This window comes from Paenibacillus sp. FSL K6-1558 (assembly GCF_038002565.1).
In the GTDB taxonomy this organism is placed as follows: Bacteria; Bacillota; Bacilli; order Paenibacillales; family Paenibacillaceae; genus Paenibacillus; species Paenibacillus polysaccharolyticus.
Genome location: NZ_JBBOCV010000001.1, coordinates 5,074,948 through 5,101,518 on the forward strand (window position 1 = coordinate 5,074,948; position 26,571 = coordinate 5,101,518).

The window sequence follows — 26,571 nt, forward strand, 5'->3', positions numbered from 1 at the left end:
TGCCGGAGGCAGCCCTCGTATCAATTACAGTTTAGTAACGTTCTCCGCTTGTGGACCACGGTTACCTTGAGTTACTTCGAACTCTACACGTTGACCTTCGTCTAACGTTTTGTAACCATCACCTTGAATGGCGCTGAAGTGAACGAATACGTCTGTTCCTTCTTCAGTTTCGATGAAGCCAAATCCTTTGTCTGCGTTGAACCATTTTACTGTACCTGTTTGCATGTGATTCCTCCAAAAATAATAAGTTTTGTACGACCATTGGTATGAGCTGCATTCAATAATTAATGCTCATTCGGTGGTTAGACCGTAGACGTTCTGTCCACTAATGTATCGACCTATATCATCATAACACGCGTACCAATATAAGTCAATTTTTGAATGTATTTTCTAAAAAAAAGAGCGCCCATAGAAGCGAAATCCCTTGCCAGACGGGATAAAATGATTCATCGGTAGATCATATTTTCTCACCAAAAAGAAAGCGATTACATGAATTGAATTTTATTGTATATTATGTTGGAAACCTTGCGCTTTATGATATCGGTTAAAGACCGTGCATATTCGTTCGTTAGAGAAAAAGGGAGGAAGCATATCATGTACCGGGTTCTGCTCGTGGATGATGAGGAAGATGTTCGTGAAGGGTTGGTTGTCGAGGTGGATTGGGAGGCACTGGATCTACGCATTGTGGGTCTGGCCGAGAATGGCCGTGAGGCTCTGGAGATGGCAGAGAGGATAGAACCCGACATCGTGATTACTGACATCAGCATGCCGTTTATGGATGGATTGGAGCTGGCACGAAGATTAAGAGAGCGAAATCCACTAGTGAAGGTCGTTATTTTAACGGGATATGATGAATTTGATTACGCTCGGCAGGCGGTATCGCTTAGTGTGGATGAATATTTGTTGAAGCCCTTCTCGGCTGGACATCTTACCGAACTGCTCACCAGATTGCGCGCCCAGATGGAGGCAGAGATTGCGGAACGTGAAGACGTACAGCAGCTACGAGAACACTATCGCACCAGTTTGCCTTTATTACAGGCAGATTTGATTGCAACGTTGTTACATCGCCAGAAATCATCAGCATATATATTAAGTCGGGCAAGCCAGTGCGGACTGGAACTGGGAGGTAAACGTTATGGCGTATCGATCCTTACATTGCATCCGACCGAAGATCCAGAATTGAAGCTGTTTGCAGCGCTGAATATTGCGGCAGAGGTGTGGGCAGATCACAAGGCAGGCTATGCCTTTATGCACCAAGAGACGGTTGTATTGCTCTACGTGGAACCGCTGGACGGAATAGAAGGGAAGGCGGGAAACCCGCAACAGCATGCACTGGAAAATGTAGTACGAAGCATCCGTCACTATTTGCGTATGCCTGTAACGATTGGATCGAGCAGGCTTGTGAACACCCTTCCCGATGTGAAACATGCCTATGAGGATGCCTTGCTGGCGCTGGATTACCGACTTGTGCCAGGGACGGATTCCTTGATCTACATTGGGGACGTGGAGCGGCAGGCCGCAGGCAAGCTACGTTTTGATGAATTGAAACAACAGACATTGACCCGCTGTTTGAAGGCGGGAACGCAGGCAGAGCTGGAGCAAGGGCTACAGCTCATTTTCCGGGAAATTACGGTGGACCACGGGCGCAGTGATATTCAGTTGTATTTGATCGAAGTATTAACTACCGTTTGGAAGGCCGCACAGGCTTCGGGTGAAGAGATGGAGGATATATTCGGTGCCGGATTCCAGCTGTATACGGATCTGTTCCGACTTCCGGGTCTGTCCGAGGCACAGCATAAGGTGAGTGAAGTCTGTCTGCTTGTACAACAGCGGATATCCAGCGGGCGTCAGCATGTATACAAAGATATTGTGGAGCAGGCGCTCACGTTTACGAAGAAACATTATGCCGATCCGGATCTGTCCATTCAGAAGGTATGCGCACATCTACATATCAGCTCCGGTTATTTTTGCAGCATTTTCAAAAAAGAAGTACAGCTTACCTTCCTGCAATATCTGATGCAGATTCGAATGGATGAAGCCAGGGGACTGCTTCGCTCCACGGAGCTGAAGTCGTTTGAGATAGCCGAGAAGGTGGGCTTTGCCGAGCCGAATTATTTTAGCTTTTGTTTTAAAAAGCATACTGGCGTCTCGCCCAAAGAGTATCGTAAACAGGCGACTACGACCCCTGAAGGTTCCCCTCAATGAGCTGGAGCAGGTTAACCGCACGAATTAAGTCTATTGTGATGAAGCTCCGCTTGGTTGTTCGTTCGTCCAAGGTCAGCAGCATTCGTTCCATTATTACGTGGTCTTTCTCCATCTTCATTGTGCTGGTACTCACCATTATGGCGATATTACTGCATGACAAATTCACCCAGGCTGCGGAGCGCAGTGCAGAACTGTCGACCAGACAGATCGTGGATCAGGTCAGTTATAACCTGGAGGATTACGTGCACAGCATGTCCCATCTGTATCGTGCCATTGAGGAACATATGCTACGGGACGGTACATGGGAAGGGGAACAGGTGGACAAACAGCTGGATACATTGCTCAGCAGCCGGGAAGATATCATCTCCATTACACTGCTCGACGCGGACGGACAGTTGCTCAAGAACAGGCCGGCTGCCGAACTGAAGCGCAGTGCTCACGTCACTCAACAAGGATGGTTTCAATCGGCCCTACGTGTACCTAATCATCTAAGTTTCTCCTTGCCTCATATTCAAAATATGTACGCTGGACCTTACCAATGGGTCGTTTCCATGAGCAAGGGCATCACCATCAAACAGCAAGGTCAGGAGAAGCAAGTGATCCTGCTGGTCGATATCAATTTTAAACAAATGGACGAACTGAGCAGCCGGGTCAGCCTGGGGCAACGGGGTTACGTCTATATTATTGATGAGAGTGCTGGCAATATTGTGTATCATCCACAGCAGCAACTCATGTATATGGGACTGAAAAAAGAAAACATTGAGCAGGCTCTCGTGGCTACGGGGAGTTACGAAGATGAGGCGGATGGGCAGAAAAGGCTGAATACCGTCAAATCGGTGGCCAATATCGGTTGGAAAATTGTTGGTGTGGCGTATCTGGATGAAATCATGACAACACGTCAGGAAGTGAACGGATACCTGATTCGTGTGCTGGTTGTTGTGCTGGTGCTTGTCATTGTGGTATCCCTGTTTCTCTCTTCGAGTCTGACACGTCCAATCCGGTTGATGGAGAGAAAGATGAAGGCGGTGGAACGAGGGGATTTCAACGTGGAGCTGCCCATAACGGGACCGCTTGAGGTCGAGCGCCTGGCGCGTAGGTTCAACCTGATGGTGAACAAAATCCGTAACCTCATGGATGAGATCATTCATGAACAGGAGCAGAAACGCCGTCTGGAGCTGGAGGCGCTGCAAGCTCAGATTAATCCGCATTTTCTGTATAATACGCTGAATTCGGTTGTACGCATGGTGGGCATGAGCCGTAATGATGAAGTAATCACGATGATTACGTCACTCTCCCGATTATTTCGCATCAGTCTCAGCCAAGGTAAAACGATCATTACCGTCCGCGAAGAATTGGAGCACGCCCGTCATTACCTGACCATTCAGCAGATGCGTTTCAAACACAAGTTTACTTTCAATATTCATGCGGATGAGCAGGTGCTGGACTGCCTGACACTGAAGCTCATTCTACAGCCGCTCATTGAAAACGCCATCGTGCACGGTATCGAGTATCACATGGACGAGGGAAGTATCGAGGTGCATGTGCAACGTGAAGAGCAGATTCTGGTATTTCGCATTACAGATAACGGTGTAGGCATGTCGGAGGAACAGATGGCGGGATTGCTCAACGGCCGTCCGGTAGTGAAGAGCGGAGCGGGTTCCGGTGTCGCTGTACGCAATGTGCATGATCGCATCAGGCACTACTATGGTGAGGGATATGGTCTGGAATTTGCAAGTGAGCTGGAGGAAGGCACTACGGTATGGATTCGGATTCCTGTTCAGGAGGAACAGAAGGAGGACGGGATGAATGATGGACGATAGCCCAATCAGTAGCAAAACCACTGGTGAAACCAGCAGCAAGATCAATAACCAGAACAAGAGCACACGGCGTGTATTGGCAAAAAAAAGCCAGGCCACTCTTCCCGGTTCCCCGGGATTATGGCTATTCAAAGCCTTGTGCCAGGCAGCTGCAGCCTGCTGCCTGTTAATCTGTGCCGCCTGCGGCATGGCAGGAGCGGATCAACCGGCGTCGCCACAGCGCATAGCGCTGATTACGCCTGCGGGCACGGGGGAGCTCGCCGAAGCGATCCGCCTGGGAGCTGAGGCAGCCGCCAAAGAGCGCGGCGCACAGCTCATCACCGTTGAAGCGTATCCCGTGGACTCCGCTTCACACACCTCAACTAATGCGGACTATGCAATAAGTCCGCCACCTGTAGCAACACCAGCCACGGCAAATCGGGATTATACCCGCAGTGAGCGTGAACAAGCCCAGGTCCAGGCAGCTGAACTCGCATTGAAACAAGGGGCAACCGCACTGCTGGTTGATCCGTTAAGTAAAGATGTTCTTGGCGAAATCATTCGGGAGGCAGAGACGGTGAGAACAGATGGAGGTATCGTACCTGTTATTGTGTTGAACGATGAGTTCCCCGTCAAAGGCATTACCAGTGTCATCTCCATGGATAATCTTGAGGCAGGACGTCAAGCCGGGCAGGCCATGGCTGAATTACTGGAAGGCCATGGCCTTATTGCTTTAGTAGGCCCGGATCCGCTAAGCGCAGGCCTGGTTCTGAGGGAACAAGGGATTGAGGAAGCGTTGCAGCAATACCCGGGCATCAACCTCATTCCCAAATCCGTATGCAACAACAGGGATGCGTGCTGGCAAACAGTCAAGCAACTACTGGATCAGCATGAGCTGACCGGAATCATTGCCCTGCAAGAGCCGGCATCGCTCGGAGCGGCAGATGAACTGCATCGTCGCAAGGATGGAAGGCAGATCAGCATTGTTGGGTTCGGCAGCGAGCAACAGCAGTTAGAACAGTTGCAGGAAGGCGTTTTTCAACGATTGATTGTGCAGAATGGGTACAGTGCTGGCTACCTGGGGCTTAATCAGGCACTTGCCAAACTGAAGCGGGAGCATGTTCAGACAAGGGTCATCCTGGAAACCAAGGTCGTTAGCACAGACAATATGTTCTGGATGGATAATCAAAAGCTCTTATTTCCGTTTGTTCAATGAATATAATTCTCCTGATTCATGTGAATTTGCTATATAAGTTGAACTGTTTATTTTACACATTAACGGAGAGGACAGAAAAAAACTGGAAAAGCGAAGCGCTCGCCTAAAAGCTTTCTGAAAGAAAGCTACATCGGAAGCATATGCTTATCACCTGATTTTTCCCTATGAAAAAGGGAATCGAAAAAATCTGGGGATAACCGCTACTCTCCAGTTTATTCTGTCATCGGAGTGGACCGTGTAAAAAACTTTTAGTTCAACTTATATAGAATAGATGAACTGATGAGGATTTCGATAGAACAGATGAAGATATTGTATTCGAAAACAATGTAAACCCTTTCATAATAAAGACATCGGTAAAGCCGAATGAACTTGGGGGAGGTCATGAAGAATGAAAAAGAAAACGTGGATGACATTATTGCTTACGGTGTGCATGGCTGTGGCGGCAGGGTGCAGCAACGGAGGAGACAGCGCTGGTGGGAACGGAAGCGCGGGAACAGACAGTGGCACGAAGGCGGAAGCCGGAACGCAAACGGAAAACCCGAAAATTGGCGTTGCCATCTATAAGTTTGACGATACGTTTATGACAGGAGTAAGGAACGCAATGACTGCAGCGGCGGAGGGCGTAGCTACCCTTGATATTGTAGACAGTCAGAATGCGCAGCCGACACAGAACGAGAAGGTCGACCTGTTTGTATCCAAGAAATACAATGCCATGGCGGTGAATCCGGTAGACCGGACCGCAGCAGGTGTCATTATCGACAAGGCGAAAGCGGCTAATATTCCGGTAGTATTCCTGAACCGTGAGCCTGTAGCAGAGGACATGAACAAGTGGGATAAAGTGTATTATGTCGGTGCGAAAGCGGAAGAGTCCGGTACAATTTCTGGTCAGTTGATCGTGGATTACTGGAAAGCACATCCGGAAGCTGATAAAAACGGCGATGGCAAGCTGCAATATGTCATGCTAAAAGGTGAACCGGGTCATCAGGATGCCGAGCTACGCACCAAATATTCGGTTCAAGCCATACAGGATGCCGGCATTGAAGTTGAAGCACTGGCCGAAGATACGGCGATGTGGGATCGGGTAAAAGGCCAAGAGAAAATGCAGGCATTCCTTGCTTCGCATGGCGACAAAATCGAAGCGGTACTGGCGAACAATGATGACATGGCACTTGGTGCGATTGAAGCATTGAAAGCAGCGGGTTACTTCAAGGATGGCAAAACGATGCCTGTCGTAGGTGTGGATGCTACAGCTCCAGCAATTCAGGCGTTGCAGGATGGTACCATGCTGGGCACCGTGCTGAATGATGCCAAAAATCAGGGAGCGGCAACGGTTGCGCTGGCGGCTGTTCTTGCCAAAGGCGAGACACCAACCAAAGAAAATACCAAATTTGATATTACAGACGGGAAATATGTCTGGATTGCTTACAAAAAAATTACGAAAGACAACATTGCCGACGCCCAATAATAGTAGCAGAGAGGGACGTATGTCATCTTGGCAGCGTCCTTTTTTTGCCGGTCAGATGAAAGGGGAAGATAGAAGATGCAGTCACCTTATCTGCTGGAGATGAAGGGGATTTCCAAAGCATTCCCCGGCGTGCAGGCGCTCAGTGAAGTCACACTGAAGGTGAAGCCGGGAACCGTTCATGCGTTGATGGGCGAGAACGGGGCGGGAAAGTCAACCTTGATGAAATGTTTGTTTGGGATGTATCGTCCCGATGCAGGCACAGTGCGCATCGAAGGCAAGGATGTAGAAATACCGAATTCGAAGGCCGCATTACAGCAGGGTATATCCATGATTCATCAGGAGTTGAATCCGGTTCCGCACCGTCCGGTGATGGAAAATATATGGTTGGGACGTTTCCCGATGAAGGGGCTTCTGGTGGATGAGAAACGGATGTATGCCGATACGCTGGCACTGTTTCAGGATTTGAATCTGGATATTGATCCGAAGGCACTTGCTGGAACGTTGTCTGTGTCCAAAATTCAATCCATGGAAATTGCCAAAGCGGTATCGTTTCACTCCAAAGTGATTGTGATGGATGAACCGACCTCATCCCTTACGGGTAAAGAAGTGGAGCAATTGTTTACGATCATCAATAAGTTGCGAAGCCGCGGCGTGTCCATCATCTACATCTCACACAAGATGGAGGAAATTTTAACGATCTCGGATGAAGTGACTATTATGCGAGATGGAGTTGTTGTAGGCACTTGGGATGCTGCGGATCTGACGACAGACCTGATCATTACACGTATGGTTGGACGTGATTTAAGTGAACGATTCCCGGAAAGGCTTAATGTCCCTGGTGAAGTCATTCTTCAAGCAGAGGGTCTGACGTCGAATCAGCCGAATTCGTTCCGGGATGTTTCGTTTCATCTGCGCAAAGGCGAGGTACTTGGCATTGGCGGTTTGGTAGGTGCGCAGCGGACGGAACTGATGGAATCCTTATTTGGACTGCGAGGACTGGCTTCCGGTACGATTACCATTCATGGTCGCAAGGTGAAGATTAACTCGCCCGCTGCCGCCAAGCGTCATAACATAGCACTATTAACCGAAGAGCGACGAGTGACCGGGATATTCCCCGTGTTATCCGTTTATGAGAATACGATTATCGCAAGCCTTGGTCGTTACCGAAATCGTCTGGGTTTGCTGGACGAGAAGAAGGGACGGGAAGAGGCACGGGAACAGACGCAAAAGTTCAGAACCAAAACGCCTTCAGTTAACACGCTCATTCGGAACTTGTCTGGAGGCAATCAGCAGAAGGTACTGCTGGCTCGCTGGCTCTTGACTGACCCTGAGATTCTGTTGCTGGATGAGCCCACACGCGGAATTGATGTTGGAGCCAAGTTCGAAATCTATACGATCATTACGGAACTGGCCCGGCAAGGCAAAAGCATTATCATGATCAGCTCCGAGATGCCTGAATTGCTAGGGATGTCAGATCGCATTATGGTCATGAGCGAAGGACGCCTCACCGGTATTGTGGACGGAGCCGAGGCGACAGAACAGCATATTATGAGGCTGGCCGCGCAGCAGCGGATGGCTGGTCAGGAGGAACACAAATGAATACAACCCTTGTTCATCAAGTGAAGCAATATGTGGCTCAGCGTGCGATTTTTATTGTGCTGATCCTGCTTGTTATCGGTATCGCCATTGCCGATCCGAACTTTCTCGCATTTTCCACCCTGCGAGATATTTTACAACAATCTTCCACTCGCGCGATTATCGCACTGGGTGCGGCGTTCATCCTGGTGACGGGAGGCGTCGATCTGTCGGCTGGACGCGTAGTTGGTCTGACAGCAGTGGTATCGGCATCGATGTTACAGATTGATACGTATGCCAATCGCTTTTTCCCGGATCTGCCGCAATTATGGGTGGGCTTGCCGATCGTAATCGGCATCATAGCAGGGTTGCTCGTTGGTTTAGTAAATGGCCTTATCGTTGCCAAGCTACATGTCCCCCCTTTTATTGCCACACTGGGTACGATGGTCGCTGTTTATGGTCTGAACTCGATCTACTTCGATACAGAACCCAACCAGTCGCAACCCATCGGAGGGCTTAGACCGGATTTCACGACAATAGGATCAGGTTATATTGATCTGGGTGGAGGCTATTCGATCCCCTACATCGTGCTCATCGCCATTGGAGTAGCACTGATCTGCTGGGTTGTTTTCAACAAAACCCGTCTGGGTAAAAATATGTATGCCATCGGCGGAAACATTCAGGCCGCTCACGTATCCGGTATTCACGTCGCTCGAAACCTGATTGCGTTGTACGCGATTGCTGGGGCGCTTTATGGACTGGGCGGAGTACTGGAAGCGGCTCGTACCGGCGGAGCAACGAACAACTACGGTAATATGTACGAACTGGATGCCATTGCTGCATGTGTTGTTGGCGGGGTGTCTACGGCTGGAGGAATCGGAACTGTACCCGGTGTGATGGCAGGCGTGCTGATCTTTGGCGTCATTAACTACGGCCTTACTTTTATCGGGGTAAGTCCTTACTGGCAACTGATTATTAAAGGGTTGATTATTGTTGCAGCTGTAGCGTTTGATATTCGAAAATATATGGCTAAGAAATAATAGGAAATCCGCTTATTCTTCCAGAACAAGTTACCTAATATGGAAAAACAACAAAGAAGCCAGCCCTCATCCCTCGAGAGCTGGCTTTGAATAGTTTATGATGAATTTTGCGTTGCGAGATACGTACGGAAATATTAATGTGCACATTTTTACATTTCAATGCATTCATATGTCCTGTTGTTTGTGAAAATTATATATTCTTGCGAATTTTAACATCTTCCAATAATCGACAACATCGGCTAATCATAATCGATATAATATTTGTGTATATGTTTGAAAGTGTGACTTTTGTCTAAGGGGGCGAGGCTATTTGCTAAGTTACACAATGAAGATGGTAATTTTCCCAATAGGTTGTCTGCTTGTCATGGTATCCTCTACTGTACTGGGACAAGCATCGCATCCAACCTTGATGATCGTCACAGGCATTCTGCTAATTATCAGCATATGGGCGGAACGGCGTTATCCATTTTTAACATGGATTCAATGGTTAATCCTTGGTGCATTTCATTATTTCAGTCAATTAAACTGGTGTAATCTGCTCTATTATATGCTCATCATTTCAATGATTCAGGACAAGCAGAGAATGGTACAGACCTTGCCGATTTCGCTGCTGCTTATGCTCCAGTATACGATCATCAGGTTGTCATATGTTCCGATAGAACCATACAGTTTGCTGGTGTCATTATTTGATTTGCTGACCGCGGTAGTGGTTATTTGGCTATATCATACTTTAATGAACAGTGAGTCTGAACAACGGAAACTTCGGGAAAAAAATCGGTTTCTTACCCTTCATGATCCGCTTACGGGATTGTTAAATTATGAAGGATACATGCAGGTGCTTCATAAGACGTTGGAGGAAGAACGATCCTTCCTCTTGATTCTTTTGAATGTTAATAATTTTAGTGGTTACAAAAAAGGATCAGATGATCCCTGGTGTGCAGTCATTACGGGTATCGGACAAAAGATCACGAACCAGTTCCCCGAAGCTTATGGCATATCGAGGTATGCTGGTGACAGGTTTGCCATTGTGTTGCCGCAAATACCTTATATCGAAGAACGGATATCTTCCTTGTTGTCTAATCAGCTACAGGGATTGCAAGTAAGTTATAGCATATCGCGTTATCCGAGGTTATCACAGACCTTGCAACAATTCATGACCATTGCGGAAGATCAACTGATCGAGCAACAGCGTAGTCAATGGATTAAAAATGAAGAGGAAGTGTTCCGTTCCGAAAGACTGCGTGCTGTAGGTGAGCTTGCTGCAGGGATGGCCCATGAGATCCGTAATCCACTCACCGCCATCCGAGGATTTTTGCAACTGTCACGTGGGCAATCCTTTAATATCGCACCGTGGTATGAAGTTATTATGAGTGAGGTCACCAGAGTCACCGATTTAACGGGAGAATTTTTACAATTTTCCAAACCTCAAGCCCATCATATGAAACCGGAGAAGCTGGCACATTGTCTGGAGCGTGTTATGTCTTTGACCGAATCGGATGCGGCTTCCAGAGGACATCGGATTACCCTTCATGTGCGGGATGAGTCGGTTTGTGTGAACATGGATCGGGATAAAATTGTACAAGTTCTAATCAATCTGATTCGTAATGCTTTTGAAGCGATGTCAGACCCCGGAGAGGTACATATCGATATGATACAGGAAGGGGATAACGTGTTGATCTCCATAGCGGATACGGGGAGCGGGATTCCCGAGCGTTCGTTAACCGCGATTTTCAACCCGTTTTTCACAACAAAAGAGGAGGGAACGGGATTGGGGCTAGCACTTTGCCAAAAAATTGTTCAGGACCATAACGGTAGTATTACCGTTTCCAGTGAAATGGGGGAAGGTTCCACGTTCACCTTGTGTTTGCCTGTGGAATCGGGCGAATAGTTAGTGTTGTGTGTCAGACCAGCGCAAAAAGGGGGGATAAGGCGTGCTGGGTTGTTTAGCAGTATGGAATAAACAAGGGCTATCCTACGAACTCCATCGGTCATTGATTACGATCAATCATCGATGGAGTTCCGGGATGCCCTTATTTGCGCGAAACGCATTTATACAGATGTGTCTTGAGACGTACTTCCGGGTTTGGGAGAAGGGGAGATCGACAACCTGCGCCACAACCATTCGATTGGACCTAGTGGATATTTGCGTAGCCAGAGGTGTGAGAATAGCATTAATAACACACAAATGCCAAGCCATATCAGCAAAATAAATAGAGAAGATGGGCGTCCGCCCAGACCGAGTCCCCATCCATAGAAGAGCACAGAGGCGATGATATTCTGTACGATATAACAACTCAGCGCCATCTTGCCAATTTCACCGAAACGCTCGAACAGCTTGGGGAAAAGACCTTTTTCCAATCCATAAGCAATAATTCCGAGATAACCGAGGGTCAGTACTGGCGCGCTGATATAGCGTACCCAAACATCCATAATTCCACCGGGAACAAGCAACAGCAGATTTAGAGGAATACCTGCCGCAAGCCCGATCATCATCAGTTTACGGCGCTTACGGCGTCCGGACTCGTCGTTAGAAAATACTCCCGTTCTCATAAGCAGTGCTCCTAGTAGAAAGAGAAAAACATTCAGTGGGATAATAGCTATCGATTCTGCACGGAAAAAACCAAAGTTATGCAACCGGAACAGCACTTGTTCCCACCACGTTCCAGAAGCGTACAGGTGTGTAAGGGTATCCATACCGTTGAAGGATGAACCGGATTCAAATGCCAGCAAGGCTGTAATTCCCGTAACGCCGATCACATGTATGCCTCCTGCAATCACCATCATCGTTAGCATAAAGCGCCTGGAGCGGTGAATAATCAGCGAAACAATCATGCCAGTAATGGCATAACTCATCAATACGTCATATTCCATTACCAAAATATAGTGCAATAGTCCGTCCAGCAGCAGAAGTGCACATGACCAGATATAGACACCGGGCCATGCGTAGCCTTCACGAGCTGCTTTTTGGCGTTTCAATTCCATGCCGGCTCCAAATAGCAAAGTGAGCATACCAAGAAATTTTCCATTCACCAAGATGAGCATGATCGTCTGCATCAGGCGATCTCCTGAACTCCACCACGGCTCAAGCGCGTTACCGAATACCAGGTTCAGATCACCAAGGTAAGCAAAAATCCAGATGTTGGTTCCCAAGGTGCCAATAATAGCAAAACCCCTAAGAATATCGAGTAGGGCAATTCGTTTCATGAAGTCCTCCTTTTTTTGGTACATATGAATTAAAAACAATATAACACAAATGTACTAAAAAGAATTATTCAATTTTAAAGGAAATTAGGTTCTTGGAGAAGTAGTAGTTTCGTGATGTGCAATTTATGATTCGTAATTTGGAAAATATGGTATTATCTATTGAATGCGGTATCGTCTCAGAGACCACCTAACATATCCGATGTATTCCGTACTTAATGAAAAAGGAGGCACCTATGTGATTAAAAAACAATCTCTCAACCTTGCAGCAATGAAGTGGAAAACGATCGTAGCCGCTTTTCTGGCAGTAATGCTATTTATGATGTCTGTGGTCCCGGCTATTGCAGCTTCTCCAGGAAAAACCGTAAATGCTTCAGCAAAACTGGCTTATAACCTCAAAGGACTCAAATTTAACCGGGTGGTGCAGAAGGCTTATATAGCAGACAAATACGTATACGTAACGCAGCGGGTGAATACGACATGTCAACTATCCAGACTACTAATCAAAGGCAATAATGCCGAATACGTGGATCATATGACGATTACGAACAGCGGGCACTGCCAGACGCTGGATATGTATACGTACAACGGAGCGAACTATTTTTATTTTAGCTCCAAAGCGGATTCATCATCTGATAACGTCTGGTCACTTCAAGTAGCTAGACTTCAATATGCTGCTGGCAAAACTGTAGATTATACCGACCTTCATCGGTTTACTTATATGAACTATGCGAATAAAAAGGGTACGAAACAGGGAACGACATACCGAGTGGATGGCGGTGGCAACAGCAACTACACCGTGTTCAGAATTCAAACGAGGGAAGGCGGAAAGTCCAACACGGATAAGGTAGTCTGGTCTGTGTATGATACGGCTGCATTAAACAGGTTGCTTGATCAAAACAAGCAGGTTCGCATGGACAGCCCTGCGGCAATTAAGGCGGCTGTTTCCAGTTTCACGCAGTCGGGCAGCGGAATAATTCGGCCAAATGGGTCATTCCAAGGAGTAGACTTGCTCGGTAAGACTCAAATATTTACATCCGGCGGGGCCGAAGGAGATACACCTCAGATTGCTAAAATTTCCAGTTCAGGCGTGTATCAGTCTCTTGTAAAAATAACGAATGTCGGAAAACACGAAATCGAGGGTGTACAAAACAAGAACGGGAACGTCTACTTTCTGATTGTTGCCGATCCAGGAAATAAATCCAGTGGGCAGAAAATATACTACGTTCCGGATAGCGTGTTTTAAGAAAGATTAGGTGGGTCTCTGAGACTGCACCGCGTTATAAATTCTATGGAATATTAAACGGGTGTGTTAACCGCCACCTTTGCTATGAAAGTGTAGAGCAAAGGTGGCGGCTTTTTGGCTTTATGGAAGATTTGACCTGCTCCCTACGAGTATGCTACATTGTTATTAACGAATTGTTAATAACATATTGTTAATAACAGGATGAGGTGTATGAACCATGTCTCATGGAGACAAAGCGTTTGATCCAGTCAACATTAGCGAGGAAGAGTTTTTAAAAACCTATGATGCCGGAGAATACGAACGTCCCTCGGTTACTGTGGATATGCTCGTATTTACGATTCGAAGCGGAGAACAGGAAAATTACCGTAAGCTGGCGGAACCGGAGCTTGGTTTACTGCTGATTCGCAGGGGAGGTCACCCCTACCTGGGGCAATGGGCACTGCCAGGGGGATTTGTCTCCATGGATGAATCACTGGAGGATGCTGCCCGTCGGGAATTGCATACGGAGACAGGACTGGACGGTATCTATCTGGAACAGCTGTATACATGGGGAGATGTAGGCCGCGATCCGCGCACACGGGTCATTAGTTGCTCTTATATGGCTCTGGTGGACAGCAGTGAACTGGAGCTTCAGGCGGGTGATGATGCCAGCGACGCAAGCTGGTTCCGGGTAGAGCAGAAACTCATTGAAGAGAAACGTCATATTCATGAACGCGGCCGGGTAACAGGGCGCAGATTGCAGCTTATTTTGAGCAATGAAACAGAACAGTTGTCAGCCACTGTGGAGACCACAGAGCAGGTAGAAGGGCGAGTGCGGAACAGCAAGTTGAGTTTGGTGGATGTTCAAGGGATCGCATTCGACCATGCCCAAATTATTCATTACGCGCTGGAGCGGCTACGTTCCAAGATTGAATATACGGATATCGCGTTTAATCTGATGCCGGAGAAATTCACGTTAACGGCGTTGCAGAAAGTGTATGAGATTATTAGCGGCAGAAAACTGTTGGCAGCTGCATTTCGGCGCAAAATGGCAGACTGGGTGATTGAAACGGGGGAATATACAAGCAGTGCGGGTCATCGGCCATCCCGGCTGTACCGATTAAATCCGGAGAGAGAAGTACTGTAGTTGGAGTTAGTCATGAGTAGAAATAGTTCAATCCGAAGGATGTAAGCAATCGTTTGGAATGGAACGAAGTAAGAGGTGATATGTATGGAAAAGTTTACGTTTTTCTGGCAGACAGCATCGCCGTTCTCCCAGTGGTTTAAGGCTGATTTTACGGTGGACGGGGTTCAGTATACAAGTGCAGAGCAATATATGATGCATCAGAAAGCACTGCTCTTTGGCGATCAACAGATTGCGGATAAAATCATGAAGACCCGTTCGGCTTCGGTACAAAAAAAGCTGGGGCGCCAGGTCACAGGTTTCGACCAGACCATATGGGAAAGCGAGTGCCAGCGCATTGTCTATGAAGGCAATCAGGCAAAATTTACACAGAACGAGGATTTACTGGCGGCTTTGCTCGCCACCCAAGGCACAACACTTGTAGAGGCAAGCCCGGATGATCGGATCTGGGGTGTGGGGCTGGCGGAGGAAGATCCGCGTATTCGTAACCGAAAAACATGGCGAGGAACGAACTGGCTAGGTGAGATTCTTACTCGTCTGAGAGAAGAGATAGGAAGGGATCGACATGAGTAACTTCGATAAACAAAACAAACACAGCAACATCAGTAATTCAAATAATACGACCACCGGGTCTCGTAATTCTAACGCATCAACAGATAAGACTGGCGTTAGCTCTCGTTCCGGACGCTCACGTATAGCACATCAGACGCTGGAGATTCTGGAGGAAGGCGTGTATGTAAACGGTTATGATCGTGCTGTTCATATCAAGAAAGACATGGAGCAAGCCATTCAAAATTCAGTTCTCTATAGGCCCTCGGAGCTTTCTCAACTAGGGGAGAAATTGCGCAAAGGAGGAAACCCGGCCCGGATGGAAGTAACCGGTGAAACGACGCTGGCAGCAGCAGCGCGTCTAACCTTAGAGGAAGGCAGAACGGATGTAGTTTGTCTGAATTTTGCATCGGCCAAAAATCCGGGTGGTGGTTTCCTTGGTGGAAGTCAGGCTCAGGAGGAAAGCTTGGCACGGGCAACAGGGCTATATCCATGTATTGCCCAGATGACAGAGATGTATGAGTACAATCGCAAGCAACGTACGTGCCTCTATTCAGACCATATGATCTATTCTCCAGATGTTCCCGTGATCCGTGACGACTACGACCGATTGCTGGATCAATATTACACAACGGCCTTTATCACCGCTCCAGCGGTAAATACAGGTGTAGTCAAAGAGCGGAAGGAAGCAACAGATGCAGAGATCAAGTCGGTCATGAAGCAACGCATTCGATATATATTGGAGGTTGCCGCTGTACAAGGTCATAGAACTATCGTACTTGGGGCCTTTGGCTGTGGTGTGTTCCGGAATGAACCGGCACAGGTGGCATCGTATATTGCCGAGGTTTTGGATGAAGAAGGATACAGGGACTACTTTGATCACATCGTATTTGCCATATATGACCGGAGTGCAGGACAGCGAACGTTGGAGACCTTCAAGCGTCTGCTAGCATGAGTGTGAGCAGGTGAAGTAGGAGAAAGCACGGACGTCATGTCATAGAAAGGGGAACTAACATGCAATTTCATGAACGACAGCAGGATTTGTTTGAACTAGAGCATCACTATGCGCTGGCACACTGCATATCCGCCGATGCGAGAATGGGTAAAGGAATCGCGGTGCAATTCAGAGAGCGGTTTGATCTACGGACTCTTCAGGAGCAAGCGAAGCTGGAGCCGCTGGAGATTGGGCGATGTTATCCGGTTGGAAGGACGCTGAATCTTGTGACCAAAGCCAAATTTTCGAATAAACCTACGTATGCATCATTAACCCAGGCGGTTGAGTCTATGCGGGATGTCTGCTTAGAACAGGGAATTACTGGGCTGGCTATGCCTCGAATCGGTTGCGGGTTGGACAGATTGAAGTGGGAGAAGGTCAGCGTAATTATTCAGAATACGTTTGCGGAGATGGATATTGAGATCGTTGTATGCACAGTATGATCGAGTACAATCGGTATGTTGTATCTAAAAGAAAAAACCTCAGCTGGGTAAGGAAGCGTGCGAGGTACAGGGAGTAAGACTATTACGAAGTCTGATCCCTGTATTCATTAAGCTCGGAGCATGAATCATATGCCCTGTGCTCTCGCAATCGCACTTCCGTTACTGAAGCGAGGTTTTTTGTTGTTTTTATGAATAGGCGAAGCTTGGTTTATTTTTTGGAAAACATCTCTTTTGCTTCATCCATAGCCATTTTGTTCCCGATGGAAGAGTAATCAAGCCAAGGCTGTGCCCCGATCGGGTACACGTGGCCTGCTTTGACCGCTTTCAGCCCTTGCCAGATTGGATTGCTTTGCAGCTCTTTGAACATCGTTTGGGCTTCATCATCTGAGTTAACCACGACAAAGATCGCATCGGCATCATAGTCTGGCAACACTTCACGGGATACGACCTGATATGGCTTGGAGGTATCCATGTCTTTGATGCCTTTGGCTGGAGTCAGTCCGAGATCATCGTACAAAATAGGGCCCATAGGACGGCGTGTGCTGAATACGCGTAATTCCTTGGCTGTGACACGAATAGCCATGACAGTGCCGTCACCGATCTGATCATGAATCAGTGATTGGACTTCTTTTGTTTCTGTCTCATAGTCCTGAATATACTGCTCCGCTTCTTTCTCGCGATTTACCAGTTTGCCAATCTCTTTCAGGTGATCCCGCCATGTGCCGTTGTCCAGATTGAACACATGTACAGGTGCAATTTTTTCGAATTTGGCCACATCGTCACCGGAGAATTCCTCATCCAGATAGATGACATCCGGTTTAAGTGCAAGCAGTGCTTCCATATCAGGGTCCTTGACCGGGCCAAGTGGCGTTGTATCTTTCAGGCGATCAGCCACATGGGACAGGAAACCTTTCGCTTCCCCGCCGATGACAGAACCGACAGGCGTGATCCCGAGGGACAGCAAATCATTGGTCAGGTGGATGGACATGGAAGCGATACGTGGTGCACCTGAAGCAGCAGTGCTATTTGAATCGTCTGCGGAGGTGTTTGTGTTAGCATTGGTGTTTGAATCGTTCGCGCCCGATGTGGACGTTTTGGCCGTTCCGCAGGCTGCAAGTACCAGCACCAAACTGATCGTTAGCATAAGCATAAGCATAAGATTTTTCTTCAACATAAACATAATTCGCGTTCTCCTTAAACATCTCATGGATGAAATTCATATTTTGGATAGCTTTATTTCGTTCGTACCAGCAGGTATAAAAAATAGGGCGCGCCAATCGCGGCTACAACAACACCCGCTGGTATGGCATTTGGTGCAAATATTGTCCGGCCGACCGTATCGGCCGTTACCAGAATCACCATGCCGATCAGTCCTGCGGCGGGAATCAAGTGCCGGTGCAGTGGCCCGACCAGTCTGCGGGCCAGATGCGGGGCGGCGAGTCCAATGAAGCCAATACCTCCAGCGACAGATACGCTGACCGCAGATAAGGCAACGGCACAGAGCAGAAGCAGGATGCGCCGCGAGCGCACAGGTGTGCCGATGCTGGTCGCAGCGGCATCGCCTAGATGGAAGGCGTCCAACGTTTTGGAACGGCTCCAGATATAGGCGATGCAGATTACGGTCCAAGGTAACAAAGCCTGGACATGAATCCAGTCTCGACCCCATACACTGCCTGCAAGCCAGCGTGCAGCGAAGGAATACGTGTCCTCGTCGAGACGTAGCGACAGATAGAGCGTAAGCGCATGAAATCCAGCAGCAACAGCAATGCCGACCAGAATCAGTTTAATTGGTGATACGCCGCTGTTTCGATCATAGGACAGTAGCATAATAATCAGCGCTGCAGCTACACTGCCGGCAAAAGCAAAGAGTGGGATCAACAGTGCTACTGAGGTATCCATGCTGAACGACAGGCTGACAAAAATCATTAGCCCAAAAGCCGCCCCGGCATGCAAGCCCAGAATCCCCGGATCGGCAAGTGCATTACGTGTAATGCCTTGCAGCGCAGCACCTGCAATACCCAATCCAGCTCCGGCAAGAACGGTAACCAGAATGCGGGGCAATCGGTAGTCAAACAGGATGATCTGATCCTGTTCGCTCCCTTGTCCCAGCAAGGTCTGCACCACGGCCAGTGGGGATACGCGAACTGTGCCTGTATTCAGACTGATGAGAATCACCAATGTTGCGAGACACAGCAGAACAGAGCTGATAAGTACGGCTCTTTTGCCCCGAGAGGTCTGATTAAACTTCTCTAAAGGGGATCTGAAGAGGAGTTTCATTCCCTGTTTCTTCACTACAAAGCCCTCCTTTCTTTACGGGCTAGATAGAGGAAGAACGGTACACCGACAAAAGCGACCATAATACCTACCGCCAGTTCCTGAGGCGGATTCACGATGCGTGCCCCGAGATCAGCGAGCACAAGTAGAATCGCCCCGAGCAGGGAAGACATCGGAATGATGAGCCTATAGTCTACGCCAACCAGTTTACGGGAGATATGAGGGATAACCAACCCTACAAATCCAATCGAACCTACAGCGGAGACGGACACCCCTGCGAGCACAACGACAGCGGCAAGAGCAAGAAAGCGAGTCCAGCGCAGGTTCATCCCGAGATTAATGGCGACCTCTTCCCCCAGAGACATCAGCGAAACACGACGTGCGATCGGCATGGTTAATAGTAGTGTGAGCAGCAACACCGGAAGAATCAGTTTCAGATGGCGCCATTCAATACCTCCAAAACCTCCCGCATACCAGAAGGCCAGATCCTGGCTCAGATCAAAATAAATGGCTACTCCTGTGCTCAGAGAACCGAGCATTGCGGCAATCACTGCACCAGCCACCGTGAGCCTAATGGAGCTCAAGCCCCCTGGGGCAGCCATGCCCAGCAGAAAGATGAGCAATGTACCGAGCACGGCTCCTATAAACGATAAAAGCATAATCCATCCATAAGATAATCCCGGCCAGAACGCAAAGCTTAATGCGACGACAAACGTTGCTCCAGCGTTAATGCCAAGGATGCCGGTGTCGGCCAGTGGATTACGGGTAATGCCTTGCATCAAGGCTCCGGCTACAGCAAAAGCTGCTCCAATCACAGCGGCAGCAAGCACGCGTGGCAGTCTCAATTCATGAATGATCTGATGCGGTGTCAGAGCCGGGTTGTACTGGAAAATGGCTGTCCACACGGTTTCCAGTGTTAAGCCTTTGGCTCCTAATGAGATGGCAACAAACATGCTGATCAGCAGGATCGCGATGGCAGACAGAAACATCAGCCCAACGGTGACTGCAGATCGTTGAGTCATGGACGGGCGATGAGGCAGTCCCGGATGTTGGATACGGGTCACTCCTTTATAACAAATAACATCTTTCGTTGTTATTGATTATCATTATCAATTAGTGAATATTATAAAATCTTAATCCAGGCCCGTACATGGCATAAATTAAGATTTGGGAAATGGACATTTTTTAGATTACAAAAGTGCGGGCCTGTTCGTCAACATCGAGAGCGCTTCCTCAAGCTGGATGTTAATGGAATATGGAGCGTACACAACCCAAGCGTTCCAATCTACAAGATGCACACGGCCGCTGCGAACGGCGGGATGGCTGTTCCATAGCGGATCATTCTTTAATTTTTGCAATAATGTTGCCGGGTGATGCAGGTTGTCTGTCGCAAGTACAAGCACATCGGCTTCCAGACCGTCCCATTCTCCCGGTGTGAAAGGCATCCAGTTGAAGCCGATCCCGGGAGCCTTGCCGTTCAGTTCCGTCTGAATACGCTGAGGTGCATTGAGTTGTAGCGTTCGGTAAAACACATGACCGAAGTTACGGTGGCTGTACATCCGCGGCCCTTTGGAAGTTAATGTACCTACAGCTACAGTGAGGCTGCCAGCCTTTTCTTTGATCTTCTTGCGCGCACGCTCTGCTTTGCGCTCATGCTTGTCCAGCCATTCTTTGGCCGCCTGAGTCCGGTCTACAATCGAAGCGATCTGTTCCAAATGGCCGAACATGTCGGTCTGGTTCCATGGAATGGTTATGATGGGTGCAACATCACCAATATGTTCCATCGCTTTAGCCGTAGCGTTATCTTTGGTCAGAATCAGGTCGGGATTCGCATCGAGAAATGCCTGCCGTCCTTGTTCCCACGGTTCATAGGCATGAAAAGGCATGGTAAGCGAACGGGGCAGATGTGGCAGATGGCCTTGAATCTGTGCTGCACAGGGTGTGATGCCAAGTGTCATCAGATGATCGGTATAGGGATAAGAGAGTGACACTATGTTGCGATGAACTTGCTTGGCATAAGCCGTTGGAGCATAACCGGCATAGTTACGAAACCGTCTGCTGAAATAAAACTCGTCACGGTAACCGACCTCACGGGCGACATCACGAATACGCAGATCGGAGGTCAGTAACATTTCCTTCGCCCGGTTCATACGCAAATGAGTAATGTATTCGATCGGATTTTTGTGCATTCGGCTTTTGAACAGTTGAGAATAATACGACGGATGCATGCCGGCCAGTTCGGCTAAGGTATCCAGCTTAATCTCATGCATATAATGTTGCTGTATATATTGCAATGTGGATTTTAACCAGGACTCCGGATCATCCTGCTCCGATTCATCCGTAGGGCTTGCATGTTCTTCAGGCCAGAGTAGATAGAGTAGCTCGGCTAATAGTAATTGTGCTTTGATTTCACGGGATGCTGTTTCGTTATCGGGATGTGTAAGTTCGATCAGTTGGGTAGCGATCCGTTGAATGCCGTAAAAGGGACCTCGAATCCATCCGGCAACAGGTGAATGAAGTTCACGTTCATAGATGCGCTTCGCTTCTGTTTTCTCCGTCACTCGAAACAGGTCAAATTCAAGAATATACAGCTCGGCATCTTGATCGACATCCGACACAAGTTCCAAACGGGTTCCGGGTGGGTACAAACAGGCCGCTTTGCGAACAACACGGGATGGCTCTGCATCCACAATCTGTGTTCCCGTGAAGCGATGTATATAGATGAAGGTATGATTCGGGAGTTCGTCCGTCTGCCACCGGAAACGTTGCTGTGTGTTAACATGCTCTGCCCGGCGAAGTTCAACCAAGGCATGATCCAGGAACTGGTGAAGTTCATTGCGAGCCGTTGCACGTGTATTTATATGATTTAAATTGCCGCTAGGGCGTACAGTCAGTTCGTCATCTGAAGGTATGCGGTTATGGCCTTGATTTGGCTCAGAGATCATAGCGTACCTTCCTTTCATTGGGATCATTGTGTTCTTCAACAGGGTACATGTGCTCATTATGTGTCTCCAAGTTATCTTAGCAAATCTGTTGCGGAATTGAAATGTGATAAAGGGAAGCAAGCTTTTCTGACGAAAACGTTTCTTTTTGGTAAAATAAGAGAGATACCATGTTGGCTGGTCTGAATCATGAACCTTGTAATACGCAAATTGGTAGTAGGGAGGATGTACGTATGACACAGACAGCGGGACAGGATAAGGTACGATGGGGCATTATGGGCACGGGATGGATTGCATCCCAGTTTGCCAAGGATTTGGCACATGCGGGAAATGCGGTGAAAGCAGCGGTTGGTTCACGAACTGCAGGTAGTGCGGAGAAATTTGCAACCGAATACGGTTTTGAACGCGCTTACGCTTCATATGATGAATTGCTGCGAGACCCTGAGGTGGATATCATCTATGTGGCAACGCCGCATCCGGTACATAAGGAAAATGTGATGGCCTGCCTCGAAGCGGGCAAAGCGGTACTTTGTGAGAAACCGTTTACGATGAACTCACGTCAACTGGAGCCGCTCGTGGAAACGGCGCGAGAACGGAAACTTTTCCTGATGGAGGGCATGTGGACACGCTTCCTGCCGCCGATTGTACAGGCACGGGCATGGATTGCGGAAGGTCGTATTGGTGAAGTACGGATGGTGCAGGCAGACTTTGGATTCCGCATCGGCTGGGAGCCGGAGGGGCGGCTGCTTAATCCCGATCTGGGCGGTGGTGCGCTACTGGATGCCGGAGTTTACCCGATCTCTTTCGCGTCGATGATCTTCGGTGAACAACCTCAACATGTATGGAGCACAGCACACATTGGGGAAACGGGTGTGGACGAGCAATTCTCTATATTGTTGTCTTATTCCGAGGGGCGTTCGGCGTCACTAAGCGGTGCCATTCGTTTGAATCTGAACAATGAGGCCGTCATTTATGGTACGGAGGGCCGAATTCGTCTGCCTTTTTTCCTCGCAGGCAAAGAAGCTTATTTACATGTGAACGGACAGGACGAGCCAGAGAAGTTTGTGGATGATCGGACTTGTCTCGGGTACGCATTTGAAGCAGAAGAGGCGGGACGTTGCATTCTGCAAGGTCGAACAGAGAGTCATACCATGAAACTGGACGAATCCCTGGAGATCATGAAGCTGATGGACACGGTTCGGCGGCAGTGGGGATTGCGCTACAGATCGGAGTAAGTGTCGCTGGCTAGTGATGGGAAAGGCCTTATTTATAGTGACTTAGATACACGCAAGCTGGATGGAACGCTGGAAATGCCGGGCGTGTGAGAAGTCCCACGCTTATGGCGAGTGTTTTCTTTAAGTGATGTAGTCCAGTTAGTTTATTGTGATGGCATCTGTTGTTATATCCGCAGAAATAAACAAAGGGTTGGCGGGTTGATTAAAAAGGGGCGCTGGAGTTGTACAAGCCTTGCAGTTGTATAACGGAAGAGTAGCGTTACTAATTAGGCGAAGCAGGTTGTAGCATTTGGATTAGTCCATCAGGAGGGAGTGCAGCAGTTGATGAAGTTTCTGATTTCGGGGTTTGAACCTTTTGGCGGTGATGCTGTCAATCCGACGGGAGCGTTAATGGAAGCATTAGCGCATGATGTGATCGAGGGAGCAGTATTAAAAACCGTGTTGCTACCTGTGAATTTTGATGAGTGTGCAGACATGCTGATTGCAGAGATGCAGGCCTTTCAGCCGGATGTTGTTGTTGCCTGCGGGTTGGCAAAAGGTAGAACGGCAATTACGCCAGAGCGCATCGCCATTAATGTGAAGGACATTCCGCCCGGATCTTATGCGGACAATCAGGGGCAGCGCCCTGTGGATGAGCCGATTGCAGCCGGAAGTCCCGATGGTTTATTTTCCACCTTGCCTATCCGGGCGATGGTCAATGATATGTCAGCTATAGGCATACCAGCAACAGTCTCCAATACGGCAGGAACGTATATATGTAATAACACGATGTACCGGATACTCGATTACATTCGGTTGCAACAGTTGTCTGTGCGAGCAGGCTTTGTTCATTTTCCGGCTTCGACAGAAATGGCTGTTCAGGCACCTTCTGTCCCATCTCTGCCACTCCCAGTGATGCTGGATGCACTGCGATCGATGATTCGCACGGTTATGTCGGAGACGGAAACAAGTAATTAAACTGCTGATATATTGATAACCAGGCAAGCAACAACTAGCCAATCGAAAACCAATCCAACGAATATAAAGGGCAACTCCAATACGTCACAAAGGTGGCGAGAGGCGTTGCCCTATTCATATGTGTGGTTATTTTAATTGTACATATATCTCCCAATACAGAGAGAGCGTAACGTGAAGGTTAGATTTTTAGCAAGTTCAAGTCAAACTCGGGAACCAGTTTTTCTTGCATGGCACGACCAAGCAGGGCTGTAATCGCAGCATAGCCGTCTTGACCCAAGTTAGCACTGAATTCGTTGACGTACAGGTCGATATGTTGAGCGGCTACGTTGGGGTCCATCTCTTGTGCATGCTCCATAACATATGCTTGGGATTCTTCAGGATGAGCCCAAGCGTACTCCACAGAGGCACGTGCCCAGCCCGCCAATGCGTGAGCATCCAGATCGCGGCGGGCAATAATTGCACCAAGCGGAATCGGCAAGCCTGTGTCATTTTCCCACCAGTTGCCGAGGTCAGTCATCAGCTGCAAGTTATAGTTTTGGTACGTAAAACGTGCTTCATGAATAACCAGCCCGGCATCGATTTGACCATCACGGACAGCAGGCATAATTTTATCAAAAGGCATGACGACAATTTCACCGACACCGCCAGGAACATTTTGCGCGGCCCATAGACGGAATAACAGATAGGCTGTCGAGCGCTCGCTTGGTACGGCAACACGTCGTCCAGACAGGTATGACGGATCAGTTGTTCCATCAGCTGTTAAAACCAAAGGGCCGCAGCCTCTGCCCAGAGCACCGCCAGCAGGTAATAAAGCATAGTTTTCCAATACATAAGGTAGCGCTGCATAAGAGATTTTCATCACTTCCGGAATGTCTGGTCCAATTGGACTTGCAGCAAGACCGTTCGTTATATCGATATCCGCATAGCGGACTTCAAGCTCAGGTGCACCAGGAATTAGACCGTGTACCCAAGCGTGAAAGATAAAAGTATCGTTAGGACAAGGGGAAAAAGCAATATTCATGATGTAATAACCTCCCGTAAAATAGAACTTGCTGCCTGGAGCGCATCCAGGGCATCCTTGATGCGCCAGGCGTCGCGGTCGCGTGGACCGACCGCGTTAGATATGCCGCGCAGTTCGAGCACCGGCAGGCCGAACTGCTGCGCAGCTGTTGCTACGCCGAAGCCTTCCATGCCTTCGGCGGCAGCATCCGGCACGCGGCGTAACAGCTCCGCGGCCGTCTGCGCGGTTCCGGTCGCCGTGGACACGGTGACCGCAGTGCCTCCGCTGACAGCGAGCCCTGCCCGCTGCAGCTCATGGCGCAGGCGCGCGGCAAGCACCGCGTCCGCAGCCACACGGGACGAGCCGAATCCGAGCTCGTCCACAGAGAGGAAGCCGTCTGGCGTCTGTGAGCCCAGATCGGCTGCAACCATGGCGTCGGCTACCACGAGGGAGCCGACGTCTGCCCGGCCGGGGAACCCGCCGCCGATGCCGGCACTGATCACCAGCCCATAGGCTGATGATCTGGCGCCGGTCCCGGCAACGGGCCCCGGCCCTGAAGATGCGGCTGTGCCTTGCGCCGCATCAAGTTCCTCTGGCGCGGCCTTGCCGTGCGCCAGTTCACGTGCCGCTGCTGAAGCAAAAGCTAGGGCAGCGGCAGTTCCGGCAGCGGCCGAGGCAGGGCCAACGCCCGCTGCAATAACATCAAACTGTGTTGCGGCATCATCACCCAAGCCGCGAAGGATGGCGTCTTTTTCCGCGTCCACAGCCGTTACAATCAGTATGCGTGAAGAAGCGGCCTTATTTGAAAATGCACCTTTTGTTGTGTTCATGGTTATTTACCTCGATTTTAATTGTAGTCGTTGAGAGATTTCTGTAAATATAAATGTCCACTGTATGGAAACAAATTCATTCTTTTTGTCTTTCAAAGAGTGGACAGTACTCTCCAAAAGAGCATGTCCCTCCACTAATGATTGTAACACCATATATAGATGGGAAAATCAAAATTGTTATTTTTGATCTATATGTAGGTTGGTAGGTGAAGTGTGTTCTTTTAAGAAAAGTGTCCACCTTTTGATAAACAAAATCCCCAAATGTACACGACAAGTGGACAAGTTACAAACAGATCATGTCCTTTCCGAAAGCCGGAACAGCGAATAGCGAATAGCAAAATGAAAACTTTACACCATACTGTTACTCACACTCACTCATCACACTCACACTGACTCTAACTCATCCCATCTTAGCTCTTCCCACCTCACACTAACCCACCCTGACTCATCCTAACTCATTCTATCATTTTAACTCATCAC

22 protein-coding genes are annotated in these 26,571 nt (G+C 48.6%); 14 read left to right on the top strand and 8 right to left on the bottom strand.

Features of this window, described 5'->3' with window-relative positions:
• Window positions 1-24 precede the first annotated feature (24 nt).
• Window positions 25-225, bottom strand: coding sequence for a cold-shock protein (locus MHI38_RS21880; protein ID WP_090917732.1), 201 nt, complete (start codon window positions 223-225; stop codon window positions 25-27).
• A gap of 369 nt (window positions 226-594) precedes the next feature.
• Between MHI38_RS21880 and MHI38_RS21885 the strand changes: the two genes are divergently transcribed.
• The 7 genes from MHI38_RS21885 to MHI38_RS21915 all read left to right on the top strand — a co-directional run bounded on the left by MHI38_RS21885 (window position 595) and on the right by MHI38_RS21915 (window position 11,185).
• Complete coding sequence (locus tag MHI38_RS21885) at window positions 595-2,205, top strand: response regulator (RefSeq protein WP_341181670.1); 1,611 nt, start codon at window positions 595-597, stop codon at window positions 2,203-2,205.
• Entirely contained in the window at window positions 2,202-4,025 is a 1,824-nt protein-coding gene (locus tag MHI38_RS21890; protein WP_445667218.1) for a cache domain-containing sensor histidine kinase, read from the top strand. Before MHI38_RS21885 ends, MHI38_RS21890 begins: the two co-directional genes overlap by 4 nt.
• A complete protein-coding gene (locus tag MHI38_RS21895) occupies window positions 4,012-5,217 on the top strand; it encodes a substrate-binding domain-containing protein (protein ID WP_154959805.1) in 1,206 nt (401 codons plus the stop codon). Before MHI38_RS21890 ends, MHI38_RS21895 begins: the two co-directional genes overlap by 14 nt.
• 388 nt (window positions 5,218-5,605) lie before the next feature.
• Window positions 5,606-6,682, top strand: a complete 1,077-nt coding sequence (locus MHI38_RS21900) for a galactose ABC transporter substrate-binding protein (RefSeq protein WP_154890709.1) — start codon at window positions 5,606-5,608, stop codon at window positions 6,680-6,682.
• 75 nt (window positions 6,683-6,757) lie between these two features.
• Window positions 6,758-8,281 (top strand): sugar ABC transporter ATP-binding protein, encoded by a 1,524-nt coding sequence (locus MHI38_RS21905; protein ID WP_221790731.1) that lies wholly within the window; start codon window positions 6,758-6,760, stop codon window positions 8,279-8,281.
• Entirely contained in the window at window positions 8,278-9,297 is a 1,020-nt protein-coding gene (mglC, locus tag MHI38_RS21910; RefSeq protein ID WP_154890711.1) for a galactose/methyl galactoside ABC transporter permease MglC, read from the top strand. The genes MHI38_RS21905 and mglC overlap by 4 nt, the downstream gene beginning before the upstream one ends.
• A gap of 325 nt (window positions 9,298-9,622) precedes the next feature.
• Window positions 9,623-11,185 (top strand): ATP-binding protein, encoded by a 1,563-nt coding sequence (locus MHI38_RS21915; RefSeq protein ID WP_260511108.1) that lies wholly within the window; start codon window positions 9,623-9,625, stop codon window positions 11,183-11,185.
• 161 nt (window positions 11,186-11,346) lie between these two features.
• On the opposite strand, the gene MHI38_RS21920 is transcribed toward MHI38_RS21915, so the two are convergent.
• Window positions 11,347-12,501 carry a DUF418 domain-containing protein gene (locus MHI38_RS21920; protein WP_341181671.1) on the bottom strand — a complete coding sequence of 385 codons (1,155 nt, stop codon included), beginning with the start codon at window positions 12,499-12,501 and terminating at the stop codon, window positions 11,347-11,349.
• Between the two features lie 268 nt (window positions 12,502-12,769).
• Here MHI38_RS21920 and MHI38_RS21925 point away from each other — a divergent pair, with 268 nt between their 5' ends.
• From MHI38_RS21925 to MHI38_RS21945, 5 genes are all read left to right on the top strand, one after another.
• Entirely contained in the window at window positions 12,770-13,744 is a 975-nt protein-coding gene (locus MHI38_RS21925) for a helveticin J family class III bacteriocin (RefSeq protein ID WP_154890927.1), read from the top strand.
• A gap of 217 nt (window positions 13,745-13,961) precedes the next feature.
• Window positions 13,962-14,870: an NUDIX hydrolase gene (locus MHI38_RS21930; protein ID WP_154890713.1), complete on the top strand. Its 909-nt coding sequence runs from the start codon at window positions 13,962-13,964 to the stop codon at window positions 14,868-14,870.
• Window positions 14,871-14,954: 84 nt separating this feature from the next.
• A complete protein-coding gene (locus MHI38_RS21935; protein ID WP_154959808.1) occupies window positions 14,955-15,440 on the top strand; it encodes an NADAR family protein in 486 nt (161 codons plus the stop codon).
• A complete protein-coding gene (locus MHI38_RS21940) occupies window positions 15,433-16,371 on the top strand; it encodes a TIGR02452 family protein (RefSeq protein WP_154890715.1) in 939 nt (312 codons plus the stop codon). Before MHI38_RS21935 ends, MHI38_RS21940 begins: the two co-directional genes overlap by 8 nt.
• A 59-nt stretch (window positions 16,372-16,430) precedes the next feature.
• Window positions 16,431-16,853 (top strand): macro domain-containing protein, encoded by a 423-nt coding sequence (locus tag MHI38_RS21945; protein ID WP_154890716.1) that lies wholly within the window; start codon window positions 16,431-16,433, stop codon window positions 16,851-16,853.
• Window positions 16,854-17,061: 208 nt separating this feature from the next.
• Here the strand turns inward: MHI38_RS21945 and MHI38_RS21950 are convergent, their stop codons facing one another.
• The 4 genes from MHI38_RS21950 to MHI38_RS21965 all read right to left on the bottom strand — a co-directional run bounded on the left by MHI38_RS21950 (window position 17,062) and on the right by MHI38_RS21965 (window position 22,072).
• Window positions 17,062-18,024 carry an iron-hydroxamate ABC transporter substrate-binding protein gene (locus MHI38_RS21950; protein WP_154890928.1) on the bottom strand — a complete coding sequence of 321 codons (963 nt, stop codon included), beginning with the start codon at window positions 18,022-18,024 and terminating at the stop codon, window positions 17,062-17,064.
• Window positions 18,025-18,086: 62 nt separating this feature from the next.
• Window positions 18,087-19,130, bottom strand: coding sequence for a FecCD family ABC transporter permease (locus tag MHI38_RS21955; protein ID WP_154890929.1), 1,044 nt, complete (start codon window positions 19,128-19,130; stop codon window positions 18,087-18,089).
• Window positions 19,131-19,144: 14 nt separating this feature from the next.
• Window positions 19,145-20,149, bottom strand: a complete 1,005-nt coding sequence (locus tag MHI38_RS21960) for a FecCD family ABC transporter permease (RefSeq protein WP_154890930.1) — start codon at window positions 20,147-20,149, stop codon at window positions 19,145-19,147.
• A 168-nt stretch (window positions 20,150-20,317) separates the two neighbouring features.
• Window positions 20,318-22,072: a helix-turn-helix domain-containing protein gene (locus tag MHI38_RS21965; protein WP_186809739.1), complete on the bottom strand. Its 1,755-nt coding sequence runs from the start codon at window positions 22,070-22,072 to the stop codon at window positions 20,318-20,320.
• A gap of 230 nt (window positions 22,073-22,302) precedes the next feature.
• Here MHI38_RS21965 and MHI38_RS21970 point away from each other — a divergent pair, with 230 nt between their 5' ends.
• Together MHI38_RS21970 and MHI38_RS21975 are read left to right on the top strand one after the other, a co-directional pair.
• Window positions 22,303-23,304, top strand: coding sequence for a Gfo/Idh/MocA family protein (locus tag MHI38_RS21970; protein WP_154890718.1), 1,002 nt, complete (start codon window positions 22,303-22,305; stop codon window positions 23,302-23,304).
• Window positions 23,305-23,628: 324 nt separating this feature from the next.
• Window positions 23,629-24,261 (top strand): pyroglutamyl-peptidase I, encoded by a 633-nt coding sequence (locus tag MHI38_RS21975; RefSeq protein ID WP_253500307.1) that lies wholly within the window; start codon window positions 23,629-23,631, stop codon window positions 24,259-24,261.
• 178 nt (window positions 24,262-24,439) lie between these two features.
• On the opposite strand, the gene MHI38_RS21980 is transcribed toward MHI38_RS21975, so the two are convergent.
• Both MHI38_RS21980 and MHI38_RS21985 read right to left on the bottom strand, forming a co-directional pair.
• Window positions 24,440-25,282 carry a 1,4-dihydroxy-6-naphthoate synthase gene (locus MHI38_RS21980; protein ID WP_341181672.1) on the bottom strand — a complete coding sequence of 281 codons (843 nt, stop codon included), beginning with the start codon at window positions 25,280-25,282 and terminating at the stop codon, window positions 24,440-24,442.
• Entirely contained in the window at window positions 25,279-26,091 is an 813-nt protein-coding gene (locus tag MHI38_RS21985) for a futalosine hydrolase (RefSeq protein WP_341181673.1), read from the bottom strand. Before MHI38_RS21985 ends, MHI38_RS21980 begins: the two co-directional genes overlap by 4 nt.
• Between the last annotated feature and the right edge of the window lie 480 nt (window positions 26,092-26,571).